Raw genomic sequence first — 13,850 nt, 5'->3', positions numbered from 1 at the left:
CCGCGACGAGACCCCTCGCGGCCGCTCATACGCGCGCCCGCTCCCGGATCTTCTCGAGCGTGGCCGGGCCGATCCCGGAGACCTCCAGGAGGCCGTCGACCGAGGTGAAGGGACCGTTCTTCTCCCGGTGCTCGAGGATCCGCTGGGCGATGGCCGGGCCCACTCCCGGCAGCTCTTCGAGCTGGGCGGCGCTCGCGGTGTTGAGGTCGATCGTCCCGCCGTCGGCGCCCTCCCCGGCATCGGCGCCGGTGCCCTCGCCGCCCCCGCTCCCGTCCCCGGCGCCACCCGCCGCGGGGACGGGCGGTGCCTCCTCCCCCGGCACCGGCACATGGATCTGCTCCCCGTCCGCGACGGGACGGGCGAGGTTGATGGCCGCGAGGTCGGCCTCCTCCGTGGTGCCTCCCGCGGCCTGCAGAGCATCCTCGACCCGGGATCCCGGCGGCAGGCGCACGACGCCCGGGGACTTCACGGCTCCGGAGACGTGGACCACCACCTCCTCCTGGCCGCTCGCGACTCCGTCGGCACCGTCGGCCGGCGAGGCGGAGGCTGGAGTGGGGGCGGAGCCGTTCCCGGAGTCCGCCGAGGCGACCTCCGAGCCTGCCTCGGCCTCCTGGTCCTCGGCAGGCTGCCCGTCCGCCTGCTGGCCGGCGATCTCCTCGCCCTGCAGCGGGACCGCGGTGCCCGAGCCGGACAGATGGATGACCCCCACCGCGATGAGCACGAGCACCGCGATGCCCACCAGGGCGGACGGCGGCGGGAACGGCAGGGACAGCCGGCGGCGGGTGGTCGGCTCCGTGTGGTCGCGACGCTCGATCAGCGCCTGGCCGTGGCGGCGGTGACGACCTGCCGCGCCGCGGGGCGTCGGCGAGGACTCCTCATGTGCTCCCATGCCCGCGACTGTAAGGAGCAGGCCCCTGCCCGGTCAGCGGGCGCCCCCGCAGTGGGGACGACGAGGCCTTGGGGAGGAACGGTGAGGCGAGCGACGGCTCGTCGGGTCAGTACAGTCCGGCCACCGCGAGCCACTGGCGCCAGAACCCGGTGAGGATCGCGAGCACGACCAGCAGGTACCACGCGAGGCTCAGGATCACCCAGTGCCGCAGCAGGTTCGCGAGCGGCGCAGGCGGGCGCAGATCCCCGCCCTCGATGCTGCGGGCCAACGTCGCGAAGAACATCGGGGCGCTCACCGTCCACACGACCATGCACCAGGGGCACAGGGCATGGATGACGTAGATCGCCGAGATCGCGAGGAAGTGGACGTAGCCGAAGGCGAACGCCACCCCGCCCAGGCGGGCCCAGCGGAACCAGGCGGGCAGCGCGACGCCGCTGAGCATGAGCGCCCCGACCACGCCCATGATCGCGAAGCCCGTCAGACCGATGGCCTGGTTGGGAAGAACCAGTGCCGACGCCTGCCAGGTCATCATCACGTCGCCGCAGGAGATGAAAGGATTGACGTCGCAGCCGAGCGCGGCATCGGGATTCTTGAGCAGGATCTCCTTGTCCAGCAGCAGCGCGAGCGCCGCGATCCATCCCAGCACGGAGCCGATCAGGAGCACTCCACCGGTCCTCCGCACGCCGGCACGCCGGGTCGCGGTGCGTTCGGCGGCGAGCTCGGCGTCGATCTCCGCCAGGAGGGCCTGGTCGGTGGGATCCGCGTCCTGCGCCCCGTCGGGGCCGGGGAGGGAGGAGTGCTGGTTCATGTCAGGTCCAGGATCTTCCGTGCGGAGGGATGGGAGGGGCGAGCGCGAAGTGCGCTGCACCCCGAGCGCTCAGTCGGTGACCGGGTGCTCGCGGAACCAGGCGGCGAGGTGCTCGTTGCCCTCGTCCATCGTGACGCGCGGCGTCCACTGCAGGCGTTCACGGGTGCGGCGCTGGTCGAACCAGTGCGCGGTCGACATCTGCTCGGCGAGGAACTCGGTCATCGGTGGCTCGTCGTGCCCGGGCCGTGCCTCCCAGATCCGTTCCACGACGCGGCCCGCGAGGCGGCCCACGCTGCCGGGGATCCGGAGGCTGGGCCGACGCACACCGGCGGCGTCGCACCAGCCGTTGAACACGTCGCGCACGGTGCGCGGCTCGCCGTTGGTGATCACGAAGCTCTCGCCGTGCACGTCCTCGATGCGATCGTGCGCGGCGACGATCGCCTCGGCGGCGTTGGTGACGTAGGTAGTGTCGATCAGCGCCATGCCCTCGTCAAGCAGCGGCAGGCGGCCGCTGCGAGCACGGTCCACGATCCGTCCCACGAGCTGGGTGTCCCCCGGCCCCCACACGATGTGCGGTCGCACCGTCGTCACCAGCAGGCCGTCCTCGCCGTCTGCCCCCATGGCGAGCAGCTCGGCGGCGGCCTTGGTGCGGGAGTAATGCCCGCGGGCGCGCGCGGGATCGGCCGGGGTCGCGTCGAGCCCCTCGATGGCGCGTCCCAGGTGGGCGACCGACGGGGAGGACACGTTCACGAGCGTCCCGCCGCCCTGGGCGCGCAGGGCGTCCACGACGTGGCGGGTGCCGTCGATGTTGATCGCGCGGTACTCGTGCTCCGGTCCGGAGATCGACACCTTCGCGGCGAGGTGGATGACCGCGTCGGCCCCCTGGACGGCGCGCCGCACGTCGGCGGCCTCGGTGAGGGATCCGGTGACGTCCTCGACGCCGGGGATCTGGGCGGGACGGCGCTGGAAGGCGCGCACCCGTGCGCCCCGATCGCGCAGGGTCGTCGCGACGGCGCCCCCGAGCATGCCGGAGGCCCCGGTCACCAGGACCGTCGGCGCGCTCACAGCGACCCGGCCTTCTCCCCGCGCAGGGTCTGGCCGGACCAGCGGGACAGCGCCGCCCGGTCGATCTTCGAGTTGTGGCGGATGTCCGTGGGCAGCGCGCTGGTGGTGAACACCGCGACCACCTCGGCCCCGGACCGCTCACGGACGGCGCGGCGCACGGCCTCCTGGAGGGAGGTCGCGGCGGCGCGCGGCTTCCCGGGCCTGCCGGGCCGGTAGCCGTCCTCGGTCTCGAGGATCACGACGACCTGCTGGGTGCCGCGGGGGCCGACGACGGCGGCTCCGGCGCGACGCACCGTCGGCACCGTCTCGGCGGCGTCCTCGATCTGCACCGGGGTGAACAGCCCCTCGGCGGTGGCGAGCACGTGGTCCGCACGGCCCTCGACCCAGAGGCGGCCCTCGGCGTCGAGATGGCCCACGTCGCCGGTGGCGTGCCAGCCCTCGAAGCGCATCGAGGCGTGGGTGGTCCCCCACAGCATCAGATAGCGGTCGCGCACGTGCGGGGCGCGCACCAGGATCTCCCCGGTCGTCCCGGGGTCCTTGGTGATCTCCCCGGTGGTGCGGCCGTCCTCGTCCATGACGGCGATGGCGATCTCGGTGCGCGGCACAGGCCTGCCCACGCAGACTCCCGATCCCTCACCGGCGGCCTCGATGCCCTCGAGGTCGATGGCGGCCACGGCGAGGCATTCGGTCATCCCGTACGGGGTGAGCGCTCTCGCGTGCGGCATGAGGCCGCGCAGCTCGCGCAGCAGATGCGCCGGGATCGGTGCACCGGCGGAGAAGAAGCTCGCCGCACTCGCGATCGCACCGCGCCCGAACTCATCGAGCTGGCCGGCGGTGTCCAGGATGTTGCGCAGCGCGGCGGGAGCGGTGAACACGGCGGGTTCGCCGAGTGCCGCGATGGCCTCCGCGAGCGCCGGGGCCGTGAGCTCGCCGGGTCGCGTGATGTCCATGTCGGGCACCACCGTGGGCGCGCCGAGCGCGGGCCCCAGCAGGGCGAAGGGCGCGAAGCCGGCGACCAGGCCGCGCTCCGGGTCCAGCTGCAGGGTGTCCCCCACCGCGGTGAACATGGCGCTCATCTGGCGGTGGGTGTACACGGCGCCCTTGGCCGGCCCGGTGGAGCCGGAGGTGAACAGGATCGCCGCGTCGGCGTCCGCATCGGGCCAGGCGGCGTCGAGCGGGGCGCCGAGGTCGCGCATCATCGACCCGGACGTCGCCAGCTGGGCGATCGAGGACTCCACGCCGAGGGCGGCTCGATCCAGCGTGGGCAGCTGCTCGACGCTGATCCGGCGACCGGGCCAGCCCATCGTGCGGGCACCGACCAGGGCGGTCTTGATGCCGATCAGCCAGTCCGGGTGGGATCCGATGACGGCTCGAGTGAGGCCCGGGATGCCCAGACCGGCGTCCGCGATGACCGCTACCGCACCGATGCGCAGGCACGCGTAGAGCACGCCGGTGAGGTCCGCACCGGGGGTGATGAGGATGCTCACCCGGTCACCGGGACGCACCCCGTGCCCGAGCAGACCGGCGGCGATGTCATCGACCCGGCGGTTCAGCAGCGACCATGAGATCTCCCGGCGCTCGCCATCCGGACCGGCCATCTCGACCACGGCGGGTCGGTGGGCATGAGCGGGATCGGCGGCCAGGCGGGCGATCGGTTCGCCCACGTGGCGCTCCGGGGCGGGCTCCGCGTAGGAGGAGACCGGGCGGGGCGCGGTGATCCGCTGGGCGGGCTCGAGCTCCGCAGCCGACGGGCTCAGCCGCGTGCGCAGCCACTGCGAGACCAGCCCGGCGACGTCGGCGTCCTCCCAGACCAGGTGGGAGGTCTTCTCGAAACGGTGCACGTCCGCATGGGGCACGCGCTCGATGAGATCGCGCAGGTACCGGTCGGAGAAGGTGACGTCGCGTGGGCCCCAGGCGAACAGGGTGGGGACCTTGAGGTCGCGGATGCCCTCGGCGAGGCGCTCGAGGGTCGGCCGTGAGGGGTGCGAGGCATGGGGCGGAATATCGGCGACGAACTGCTCGATGCCCTTGCGTCGGGCCCGCGTGCGGTACGGCGCGAGGTAGGCGTCCTGGACCTCCTTGGGCAGCGGCGGCCGCGACAGCGCGAGGGTGGTTCGCAGGAAGGTGTCGGTCAGGGAGGTCGACGCGGGCAGGAACGCCGGCGTGGTCGCGAGCTGCAGCGCCTTGGGCAGCTTCTCGACGAGCTCCTGGTGGATGCCGGTGTTGGTGAGGATCATGCCGGCGAGGTCATGGCGGTTGTCCAGCGCCCAGCCGACGGAGACGATGCCGCCCCAGTCGTGGCCGACGGTGACCACGGGACCGCGGATCGAGAGCGCATCGGTGAGCAGCGACAGATCCGTGATGCGGTCCTGCAGGCGGCGCGTGACCCCGGTGCGCTCGGACCAGCCCATCTCCAGCTGGTCCACGGCGATCAGGCGCCACGGGATGTCCTCGCGCACCAGCGAGCGGAACAGGAACGAATAGGTGGGGTTGCCGTGCACGGCGAGCAGCGTGCCCTGCGGGGTGATGCCGCGCTCGGCCAGCAGCGGGCCGGAGTCCAGCAGGTGCCAGCGGCGCTGCTCCCCGGCGTGGTCGCGCACCTCGAGAGTGCGGCTGAGACGGGGGTCGACCTCGGGCATGCCGGGGACGTCGGGCGTCGCCGCACGGCGGCGGCCCGTGCTCCGGGTGCTGGTGTTCACCACTGGACCTCCATCATCGCGGTGTTCAGTCCGGAGCCGACGCCCATGAGGAGGACGCGCTCACCCCGCTTCACGTCGTCCTGGATGCTCGCGAGAGTCATCGGCACCGCCTCGGCGGCGATGTTCCCCCAGTCGGGGAAGCTCACCGGGATGCGTTCCATCCCCACTCCGGTGATCTTGGAGAAGTTGCGGGTGTAGACCATAGACACCTGGTGCGGGATCACGTGGTCGATGCTCTTGAAGTCGAGACCGGCCTCGTTGGCGCCCTTCCAGGTGTCCAGGATCAGCTGGATCCCGTTCTCGAGCAGCCCGGCGGAGTCGGTGCGCATGTCCTGCATGTCCGCGACGCACAGCTCATGGTGCTCGGTGCCGGCGCGGGACTGGGTGTGCTTGAGCCGGTGGCCCTCGGGGTGGAGATCCGCCGGGCCGATGACGGCGGCGGCGGCTCCCGACCCCAGGGTCAGGGACGCGAACTGGTTGTTGAAGTCCGCCCGGGTGGAGGTCTTGGAGTTGAGGCGGTCGATCGTGCCGCGCTGGACCTGCTCGACATCCTCCGCCCCGACGATCAGCGCGTACTGGATCTGCCCGGCGTCGATCATGCCGGCGGCCATCGTCATCGCATTGACGAAGCCCAGGCAGGCATTGGTGATGTCGAAGTTCATGCAGCTGGACGGCATCCCGAGCGAGTGATGGATACCGGTGGAGACCGCGGGCTCCAGATGCTGGCGGGAGACCGAGGCGTTGATCAGCAGCCCGACCTGGTCGCGCATGATCCCGGCCTTGGCCATGGCGCGCTCGGCGGCGAGCACGACGCCCTGCTTCCAGCCGTTCTGCGGATCACGCCACCAGCGGCGCTCGTAGACCCCTGCCACCCGCTGCAGCACGCCCTTGGGCAGGCGCAGTCGCTTGCGGGCGGGAGCGAGCATCTCGTCGATCTCGTCGGAGGTCACCGTGACCTGCGGAAGAGTCATCTCGACCGAGAGCAGGCTCGCGTTCCTGTGGACGAATGCTGTGTTCCCGTTCCCCATCTGCGTGCGATACCTCGTTCGTCTCGTGCATTTCGTGGTGGGCATGGCCGCCGGACGGACGCCGACCCTGATCGGCGCGCCCCGAGGGGCGTCGAGAACCGGGTCGAGCACATGCGACGGCCAGTCTCCCACCGACACCTGTGGGCTGTCTGCCGAGGTGGCGGATGCCACGTCCGGTCAGCCCTCCGGCAGGTCCCCGGGATCGAGGGCGTCCGGGAGGTGGTGACCAAGATGATGGCGGGCGAAGAGCAGGCACTGGCGCAGGATCTGCTCGCGATGCTCGGCGTCGCCGCTGGTGCTGACCTCCAGGAGCACGGAGCCCTCCCAGCCGCGGTTGGCCAGGCGCCGCAGCACCTCGGCGCAGGGCTGGTTGCCCTCCCCCGGCGGCAGGTGCTCGTCCTTCGTCGTACGGCCGGAGCCGTCCGCCAGGTGCAGATGGGTGAGCCGGTCGCCGAGGCGGTCGATCATCTCCAGGGCGTCGTCCCCCGCCGTCGCGGCGTGGGAGAGATCGACGGTGACGTGGGCGTAGTCCTCATCGGTCGGGTCGTGGTCGGGAAGATAGTTGAGCAGCTCGCGTACACCGAGCCGCCACGGGTACATGTTCTCGACCGCGATCGCGACCCCGTGCTTCTCCTCCAGGGCGGCGACCCCGGTGACGAACTCCCGGGCGTACTTCCCCTGCCACCGGAACGGAGGATGCGCGACGACCGTCGGCACCCCGAGCTCCTTGGCGATCTCGACGGTGCGCTCGATCTTGACCCAGGCGTCACGGCCCCAGAGCCCCTGCAGGAAGAACAGCGTCGGCGCATGGAGGGAGAGGATCGGCTGGTCGTAGCGCTGGGAGTACTCGCGCAGGATCTTCGGGTCCTGGCTGTCCTTGGGATAGGACACCATCACCTCGACCCCGTCGTAGCCGATCTCGGCGGCGAGGCGGAAGCACTCCTCGACGCCCGCGGGGAACACCGAGGAGGTCGACAGCCCCACCGGGATCCGACGCTGCGGGTCCTGGTCGCTGCGAGGATCCCCGGCGGAGAGCCGCTTGAACAGGGACTCGCGATGGGAGTGCTGGGCGCTGTTGGGACGGGTCAGGGGCTTGCGGGCCCCCTCACGTGGCGCGCTCGCCGATGGATGATCACGGCGTGGGTTCACAGCAGCTCCTCAACGTTGGGTACGGCGCTGTCAGTATGCAACAGCACCCGACCTAGACTCATCGCCATGCCTGTCCGCGACCTCACGTCCGATGACCATGTCTCCTATCGGAGGCTCTCCTCCGGCGCCTTCGGCGGGTCGCCGCCCGATCCGGAGCCGCGTCCCTTCACCCCCGGCGAGATCCCGATCGGTGTCGACTCCTCCGCCCTGCCGGGAGGCGCCGACGGCGTGATCGCCGCCGGCGCGAGGATCCGACGCGACCGCATCACGTGGGGCGAGGGCGCGGAGATCGCCTGCGGCGGCATCGGGGGCCTGGCCGTGCACCCTGCGCATCGCGGCGGCGGACTCTTCGGCGAGCTGATCATGGAGATCCTCGCCCGCTGCGACGCGGAGGGGATGCCGGTCTCGATGCTGTATCCCTCGAACCCGTCCATCTACCGCCGCTTCGGCTACCAGGTGGTCGCCTCGCTGCACAGCATCATCGTCCCGCTGCTGGACCTGCAGCAGCTGCCTCGGGTCCCGGGCAGGCGCCTGGTCCCGGTCACCGAGGAGACCATGCCGCGCGTGCGCGCCCTGTACCGGGAGCTCACGGCCGGCGACAACGCGATGCTGCTGCGCGAGGGACCGCTGTTCCCCGAGGGTCTGCCGAGCGACGGCTGGTCGGCGCTGCTGCTCGAGGACGACACCGGCACGGATCACGGATACGTCTCCTGGAACCGGGTCCCCTCCTCCGAGCGGGGGTACGGGCTGCAGATCCACGAGCTCCTGGGCCGCACCCGGGAGGACCGGATCGCCCTGCTGGGTTCCCTCGCCTCCTGGTCGACGGTCCTCGAACAGGTCTGCCTGCGCCTGCGCACGGACGATCCCGTGCTCGACGTGCTGCCCGGGGCCGGCTCCCGACCGACCCCGGATCCGATCCCGCTGCTCATGATGCGCGTGATCGATACGGCGGCGGCCCTCGAGGCCCGCCGCGCCCCGGCCGGGCTCGCCGGGTCCTTCCGGCTCGTGGTCGAGGACGCCACCGTCCCGGCCGGCATCTGCCGTGCGGGGGGCGCGTGGGTCGTCACGGCCGCCGACGGGACGATCTCCGCGGAGCCCACGGAGGACGCCGGCACGGCCGACGGCGGAACCGTCCGCCTCAGCATCCACGCCGCGTCGCTCCTGCTGGTGGGCGGCCGGACCATCGCCGACGCCCGCCGACTGGGACTGGAGGTCGAGGCCGACGCCGAGGCCGGGCGTCTCCTGGACGCCCTCCTCGCCGGGCCCCGGCCCAGCGTGCTGGACGCCTTCTGAGCAGGGCGCCCCGCCCCGGCCCGCCTCCGTCGGCCCGTACGCTGGGCACCCTGCCCCACCCCCCTCACCACCCCGGAGCACTCACGCATGGCCAAGCTGCATTTCAAGTACGGAGCGATGAACTCCGGGAAGTCCGACACCCTCATCAAGACGGCGTACAACTACGACGAGCGGGGCCTGGCCACCCTCACGGTGAAGCCGGCGCTGGACACCAAGGGCGAGAACTGGGTCGTCGCCCGGGGCGGCGCCAGACGGCAGGTGGACGTGCTCGCCCATCCCGGTGAGGATCTCCGTGAGCGGGTGGCGGCCATGGCCGACGAGCGGGGCCTGCGGCCGTTGCACTGCGTACTGGTGGACGAGGCGCAGTTCCTCGAGCCCGTCCAGATCGACCATCTCTTCCGCATCGCCAAGCTCGATGGCATCTCCGTGATCTGCTACGGGCTGCGCACCGACTTCCGCACGGCCATGTTCCCCGGCGCGACGCGCCTGTTCGAGCTCGCCGACAACGTCGAGAAGCTGCCGACGATGTGCCGCTGCGGATCCCAGGCGGAGTTCAACTGCCGCAACATCGAGGGACGCTTCGTCTTCGAGGGCGAGCAGGTCGCGATCGACGGAACCGACGTCACCTACGTCTCCCTGTGCGGTCCCTGCTTCCTCCAGGAGCAGGACGCCGCCGGAGTCGCCGTGCTCGGCTGACGCCCTCCTGCTCCGACAGCAGCACGACGAGACGCGCCGCGGCTCCCGGATCGGGAACCGCGGCGCGTCTCGTCGTCGGCGACTCAGGAGCTGAGCGGGCGGTCGTCGCCGACCTCGGCATCGCCGCCACCGCTCGTGGACTCCGCGTCCAAGTCGTCCTGCTGCCCACTGCTGAGCCGCTCCTTGGCGGACGCCGCGGCCCCCGAGGCCGAGGCGGCAGCACCCGAGGCAGCGCCCTTGGCCGCAGAAGCGACCTCCGGAGCCTTGTCCTTCACGGTGGTCGCGGTGTCCTGCGCGACACGACCCGCGGTCTCCTTGGCCTGCGTGGCGCGACGCTGGACCTCAGGATCATCGGCGACCTGCCGTGCCGTGCGCTCGAGGGACTCGTACGGGCCGCGACCCGCACGGGAACCGACCACGAATCCGACCGCGAGACCGGCCAGGAAAATGAACTTCTTCATCACTGCCTCCTTCAGAACGTCGGTGTCGTGCCCGCATCGTGTCACAGCCCGGTCACGAACGTCCTGCGGATCCTACCGACTGGTTCAGCACAGCGCGCCCGACGAGGGGCGTCCAGGCAGATCCCGCGTCGTCCCGGAATGGTCCCATCCCGGTTACACAACCTCCACGAATCGGAGCACCGGTGAGCCTCCGCGGCGGTGCGGAGGATCTACCATCACAGGAGGGCGATGAAGCCCTGCGCCGACTGTTTCCGCCGTCCTGCACGGCGACCGAGGAGAAGACACGTTGTCCACGTCGCAGTTCCCGCTCGATGAGCGCATGACCACCACGCTGACCATCGAGGACGTCGCCGCACAGGTGCGCGCCTGGGTCGATGCCGCCGCCACCCGCTCCGTCCCGGGGCCGGCGAAGATGCTGTCGGATCTCCTGCGCGATCCGCAGGGTCTGAACTTCACCCTCGCCTTCGTGGATCGCGTGATCCGCCCTGAGGACCCGAAGGCCGCGGCCGTCGAGCTGCGTCGTCTCGCGCAGGATCCGCCGGCCTTCCTCCCGCCCGCGCTGCGTCGGGTGGTCTACCTGGGCGGCGTCGGCTCGCGCATCGCGCCGTCCCTCGTGGTGCCCACCGCCCAGGCGGCGATGCGCCGGATGGTCTCCCACCTCATCCTCGACGCCCGCAGCGGCCCGCTCTCCACGGCCATCACCCGGCTCACCGCCGATGGCACCGCGCTCAACATCAACCTGCTCGGCGAGGCCGTCCTCGGCGCTCAGGAGGCGACCCGTCGGCTGCAGGGCGTGCGCGAGCTCGTCGCCCGGCACGACGTCGACTACGCCTCGATCAAGGTCTCCTCGATCGTGGATCATCTGCCGCTGTGGGCGGCCGCGCAGACCGTCGACCACATCGTCGAGACGCTGCTCCCGCTGTACCTCGAGGCGGCTCACGGGGACCATCCCACGTTCCTGAACATGGACATGGAGGAGTTCCGCGACCTCGAGCTGACCCTGCAGGTCTTCGAGAAGCTCCTGGACCGTCCCGAGCTCTCCCGGATGCCTGCCGGCATCGTGCTCCAGGCCTACCTCCCCGACGCCCCGTCGGCGATGGCTCGGCTGCGACGCTTCGCCGAGCGCCGGGTGGCCGACGGCGGCGCTCCGATCAAGGTGCGCCTGGTCAAGGGCGCGAACCTCGCGATGGAGAAGGTCGACGCCTCCGTGCACGGCTGGATGCAGGCGCCGCTGCTCAGCAAGGAGGAGACCGACGCCCAGTACAAGCGGGTGCTCCTGGACGCCCTCCATCCCGAGCAGCTCGCCGCCGTGCATCTCGGGGTGGCCGGCCACAACCTGTTCGACGTCGCCTTCGCGCATCTGCTCATGGGAGAGCGCGGGATCCCTGCGGGGGCCGGCAGCGGCGTCGAGTTCGAGATGCTCGCCGGGATGGCTCCCGGTCAGCAGGCCGTGGTCCGGGAGGCGACCGGCACCATGCGCCTGTACGTGCCCGTCGTCCACCCGCAGCACTTCGACGTCGCCGTGTCCTACCTCGTGCGTCGCCTCGAGGAGAACGCCTCCTCGGAGAACTTCCTCTCGGCGGCCTTCGAGCTCGACACCCAGGCGGACCTGTTCGAGCGGGAGCAGCAGCGGTTCGCCAGGGCGCTGGACCGCGCCCTCCGGGAATCCTCGCTGCCCACCCATCGCGATCAGGACCGCTCCACCGAGACGCAGGGCGCCCTCGCCCAGCTGGGGAGCTCAGCCCTGCCCTCCGTTCCCGGCGCCTTCCGCAACACCCCGGACACCGACCTCTCGACTCCCGCGAACCAGGAATGGGCCGAGCAGATCACGCATCGCATCCGCAGCTCCTCGCTCGGGGAGGACGAGGCGCGTGCGGCGCGGATCGAGACGGTGGAGGGGGTCCGCAGCACGATCACGCGGGCGCTCGCCGCGGGGCAGGGGTGGGCCGCCCTCGACGTGGAGAAGCGCGCCCTGATCCTGCGCCGCGTCGCCGGCACGCTCTCCGCGCATCGCGGCGACCTGCTCGAAGTGATGGCCTCGGAGACCGGCAAGACCCTCGAGCAGGGAGACCCCGAGGTCAGCGAGGCGATCGACTTCGCCCTCTACTACGCGGAGCAGGCGGAGCGGCTCGCCGCCCTGAAGGACGTCACCTTCTCCCCGCGACCGCTCACGCTGGTCACCCCGCCGTGGAACTTCCCGGTCGCGATCCCCACCGGAGGCGCCCTCGCCGCCCTCGTCACCGGAAGCGCCGTGATCATGAAGCCGGCGCCCCAGGCCCGCCGCTGCGGAGCCCTCCTGGGCCGTCTCTTCCACGAGGCCGGAGTGCCGCAGGACGTCTTCACGCTCGTCGATGTCCCCGAGGACGAGGTGGGGCGGGCGCTGATCTCCGACCCCCGCATCGACCAGCTCGTCCTCACCGGAGCATCGGACACGGCCGCGCTGTTCGCCTCCTGGCGGCCCGAGCTGCGGATCCTGGCCGAGACCAGCGGCAAGAACTCCATCATCGTCACTCCGCACGCCGATCTCGACCTGGCCGCCCACGATGTCGCCGCGAGCGCCTTCGGCCATGCCGGCCAGAAGTGCTCGGCGGCGTCGTTGGTCATCGCCGTCGGCTCCGTGTCCCAGTCCCGCCGCTTCTCCGCCCAGCTCGCCGACGCCGTGCTCAGCCTGCACGTGGGCGAGCCGACGGATGCGACCGTGCAGATGGGACCGGTCATCGAGCAGCCCGGCGAGAAGCTCGCCTCGGGTCTCACGGAGCTCGGCGACGGCGAATCCTGGCTCGCCCGCCCCCGGCAGCTGGACGACAGCGGCCGCCTCTTCACCCCCGGTGTGCGCACCGGTGTCGAGGAGGGTTCCGCCTTCCACCGCACCGAGTACTTCGGTCCGGTGCTGGGCATCATGCACGCCGGCTCCCTCGAGGAGGCGATGCGCATCCAGAACGGCACCGATTTCGGGCTGACCGCCGGCCTGCACTCCCTGGAGCCTGCCGAGGTCGCCTGGTGGACGGAGCACGTGGAGGCCGGGAACCTGTACGTCAATCGCGGGATCACCGGAGCGATCGTGCAGCGCCAGCCCTTCGGCGGCTGGAAGCGCTCCGCGATCGGTCAGACGGCGAAGGCCGGCGGCCCCAACTACCTGGTGCACCTGATGGACGCCGCCGATGCCGCGCCGCGCGTTCCGGGCCAGGACGAGGCGTGGCTCGAGCGCGCCCGCCACTCGGACCGGGAGCACTGGTCCTCCGCGTTCGCACCGCGCGATCTGCAGCAGCTGCACGGGGAGATCAACGTGCTGCGGTACCTGCCCCTGCCGGTCCTGGTGCGCGCCGCTCCCGGGACCGCGCCGGCGGAGCTGACCCGCGTACTGCACGCCGCGGCGACCGTGGGTGCCGACGTGGAGGTCTCGGTCGCCGATGCCGAGCTGGCGGCGGTCGCCACCGCTTCGGGCCTCGAATCCACCCAGGTCCTCGTCGAGGGCGCCGCGGATTTCGCGCTGCGCATCCCGGATCTGGAGCAGGCCCGCGTGCGGCTGATCGGGGAGGCGGACCCTGCCCTGCGGTCCGCCATCGCGGAGCACATCACGGTCGCCCTGTTCACCGGTGCCGTCGTGGTCTCCGCACGGGTCGAAATGCTGACCTTCCTGCACGAGCAGGCGATCAGCGCGACGAACCACCGCTACGGCAACCCGCTGCCCGAACCCTTGGACCTCACCGGCGGCCGAGGGTGGTTGCGCGGCGACGCCTGAGACACGTCCGGAGCCTGCCG

At 71.6% G+C, this 13,850-nt stretch carries 10 protein-coding genes; 3 read left to right on the top strand and 7 right to left on the bottom strand.

Features of this window, described 5'->3' with window-relative positions; all coding sequences use genetic code 11:
* Positions 1 to 25: 25 nt before the first annotated feature.
* The 6 genes from cas5 to INT49_RS09795 all read right to left on the bottom strand — a co-directional run bounded on the left by cas5 (position 26) and on the right by INT49_RS09795 (position 7,638).
* Positions 26 to 889, bottom strand: a complete 864-nt coding sequence (cas5, locus tag INT49_RS09820; RefSeq protein WP_193117556.1) for a ComEA family DNA-binding protein — start codon at positions 887 to 889, stop codon at positions 26 to 28.
* Positions 890 to 995: 106 nt separating this feature from the next.
* A complete protein-coding gene (locus INT49_RS09815; protein WP_193117555.1) occupies positions 996 to 1,697 on the bottom strand; it encodes a vitamin K epoxide reductase family protein in 702 nt (233 codons plus the stop codon).
* A 69-nt stretch (positions 1,698 to 1,766) separates the two neighbouring features.
* Complete coding sequence (locus INT49_RS09810; RefSeq protein WP_193117554.1) at positions 1,767 to 2,762, bottom strand: NAD-dependent epimerase/dehydratase family protein; 996 nt, start codon at positions 2,760 to 2,762, stop codon at positions 1,767 to 1,769.
* On the bottom strand, positions 2,759 to 5,401 hold the full coding sequence (locus INT49_RS09805) for an alpha/beta fold hydrolase (RefSeq protein ID WP_193117610.1): 2,643 nt from the start codon (positions 5,399 to 5,401) through the stop codon (positions 2,759 to 2,761). Before INT49_RS09805 ends, INT49_RS09810 begins: the two co-directional genes overlap by 4 nt.
* A gap of 56 nt (positions 5,402 to 5,457) precedes the next feature.
* The gene (locus tag INT49_RS09800; protein WP_193117553.1) at positions 5,458 to 6,489 is read right to left on the bottom strand and encodes a 3-oxoacyl-ACP synthase III; all 1,032 of its coding nucleotides are present in this window, start codon (positions 6,487 to 6,489) and stop codon (positions 5,458 to 5,460) included.
* 177 nt (positions 6,490 to 6,666) lie between these two features.
* Positions 6,667 to 7,638, bottom strand: coding sequence for a sugar phosphate isomerase/epimerase family protein (locus tag INT49_RS09795; RefSeq protein ID WP_193117552.1), 972 nt, complete (start codon positions 7,636 to 7,638; stop codon positions 6,667 to 6,669).
* Positions 7,639 to 7,704: 66 nt separating this feature from the next.
* Here INT49_RS09795 and INT49_RS09790 point away from each other — a divergent pair, with 66 nt between their 5' ends.
* Positions 7,705 to 8,931: a GNAT family N-acetyltransferase gene (locus INT49_RS09790; protein WP_193117551.1), complete on the top strand. Its 1,227-nt coding sequence runs from the start codon at positions 7,705 to 7,707 to the stop codon at positions 8,929 to 8,931.
* A gap of 87 nt (positions 8,932 to 9,018) precedes the next feature.
* Positions 9,019 to 9,627 (top strand): thymidine kinase, encoded by a 609-nt coding sequence (locus INT49_RS09785; RefSeq protein WP_193117550.1) that lies wholly within the window; start codon positions 9,019 to 9,021, stop codon positions 9,625 to 9,627.
* An 83-nt stretch (positions 9,628 to 9,710) separates the two neighbouring features.
* Here the strand turns inward: INT49_RS09785 and INT49_RS09780 are convergent, their stop codons facing one another.
* Positions 9,711 to 10,088, bottom strand: coding sequence for a hypothetical protein (locus INT49_RS09780; protein ID WP_193117549.1), 378 nt, complete (start codon positions 10,086 to 10,088; stop codon positions 9,711 to 9,713).
* Between the two features lie 286 nt (positions 10,089 to 10,374).
* Here INT49_RS09780 and INT49_RS09775 point away from each other — a divergent pair, with 286 nt between their 5' ends.
* Positions 10,375 to 13,830, top strand: a complete 3,456-nt coding sequence (locus INT49_RS09775) for a bifunctional proline dehydrogenase/L-glutamate gamma-semialdehyde dehydrogenase (protein WP_226850136.1) — start codon at positions 10,375 to 10,377, stop codon at positions 13,828 to 13,830.
* Positions 13,831 to 13,850: the final 20 nt, after the last annotated feature.

Source organism: Brachybacterium tyrofermentans (assembly GCF_014897585.1).
Classification (GTDB): Bacteria; Actinomycetota; Actinomycetes; order Actinomycetales; family Dermabacteraceae; genus Brachybacterium; species Brachybacterium tyrofermentans.
This window is presented reverse-complemented; position numbering and strand designations above follow the sequence as displayed.

Bases quoted from the DNA above. Each gene is read 5' to 3' on its own strand.
- cas5 (WP_193117556.1), bottom strand. From the start codon at position 889: ATGGGAGCACATGAGGAGTCCTCGCCGACGCCCCGCGGCGCGGCAGGT.
- INT49_RS09815 (WP_193117555.1), bottom strand. From the start codon at position 1,697: ATGAACCAGCACTCCTCCCTCCCCGGCCCCGACGGGGCGCAGGACGCG.
- INT49_RS09805 (WP_193117610.1), bottom strand. From the start codon at position 5,401: ATGCCCGAGGTCGACCCCCGTCTCAGCCGCACTCTCGAGGTGCGCGAC.
- INT49_RS09800 (WP_193117553.1), bottom strand. From the start codon at position 6,489: ATGGGGAACGGGAACACAGCATTCGTCCACAGGAACGCGAGCCTGCTC.
- INT49_RS09790 (WP_193117551.1), top strand. From the start codon at position 7,705: ATGCCTGTCCGCGACCTCACGTCCGATGACCATGTCTCCTATCGGAGG.
- INT49_RS09785 (WP_193117550.1), top strand. From the start codon at position 9,019: ATGGCCAAGCTGCATTTCAAGTACGGAGCGATGAACTCCGGGAAGTCC.
- INT49_RS09780 (WP_193117549.1), bottom strand. From the start codon at position 10,088: ATGAAGAAGTTCATTTTCCTGGCCGGTCTCGCGGTCGGATTCGTGGTC.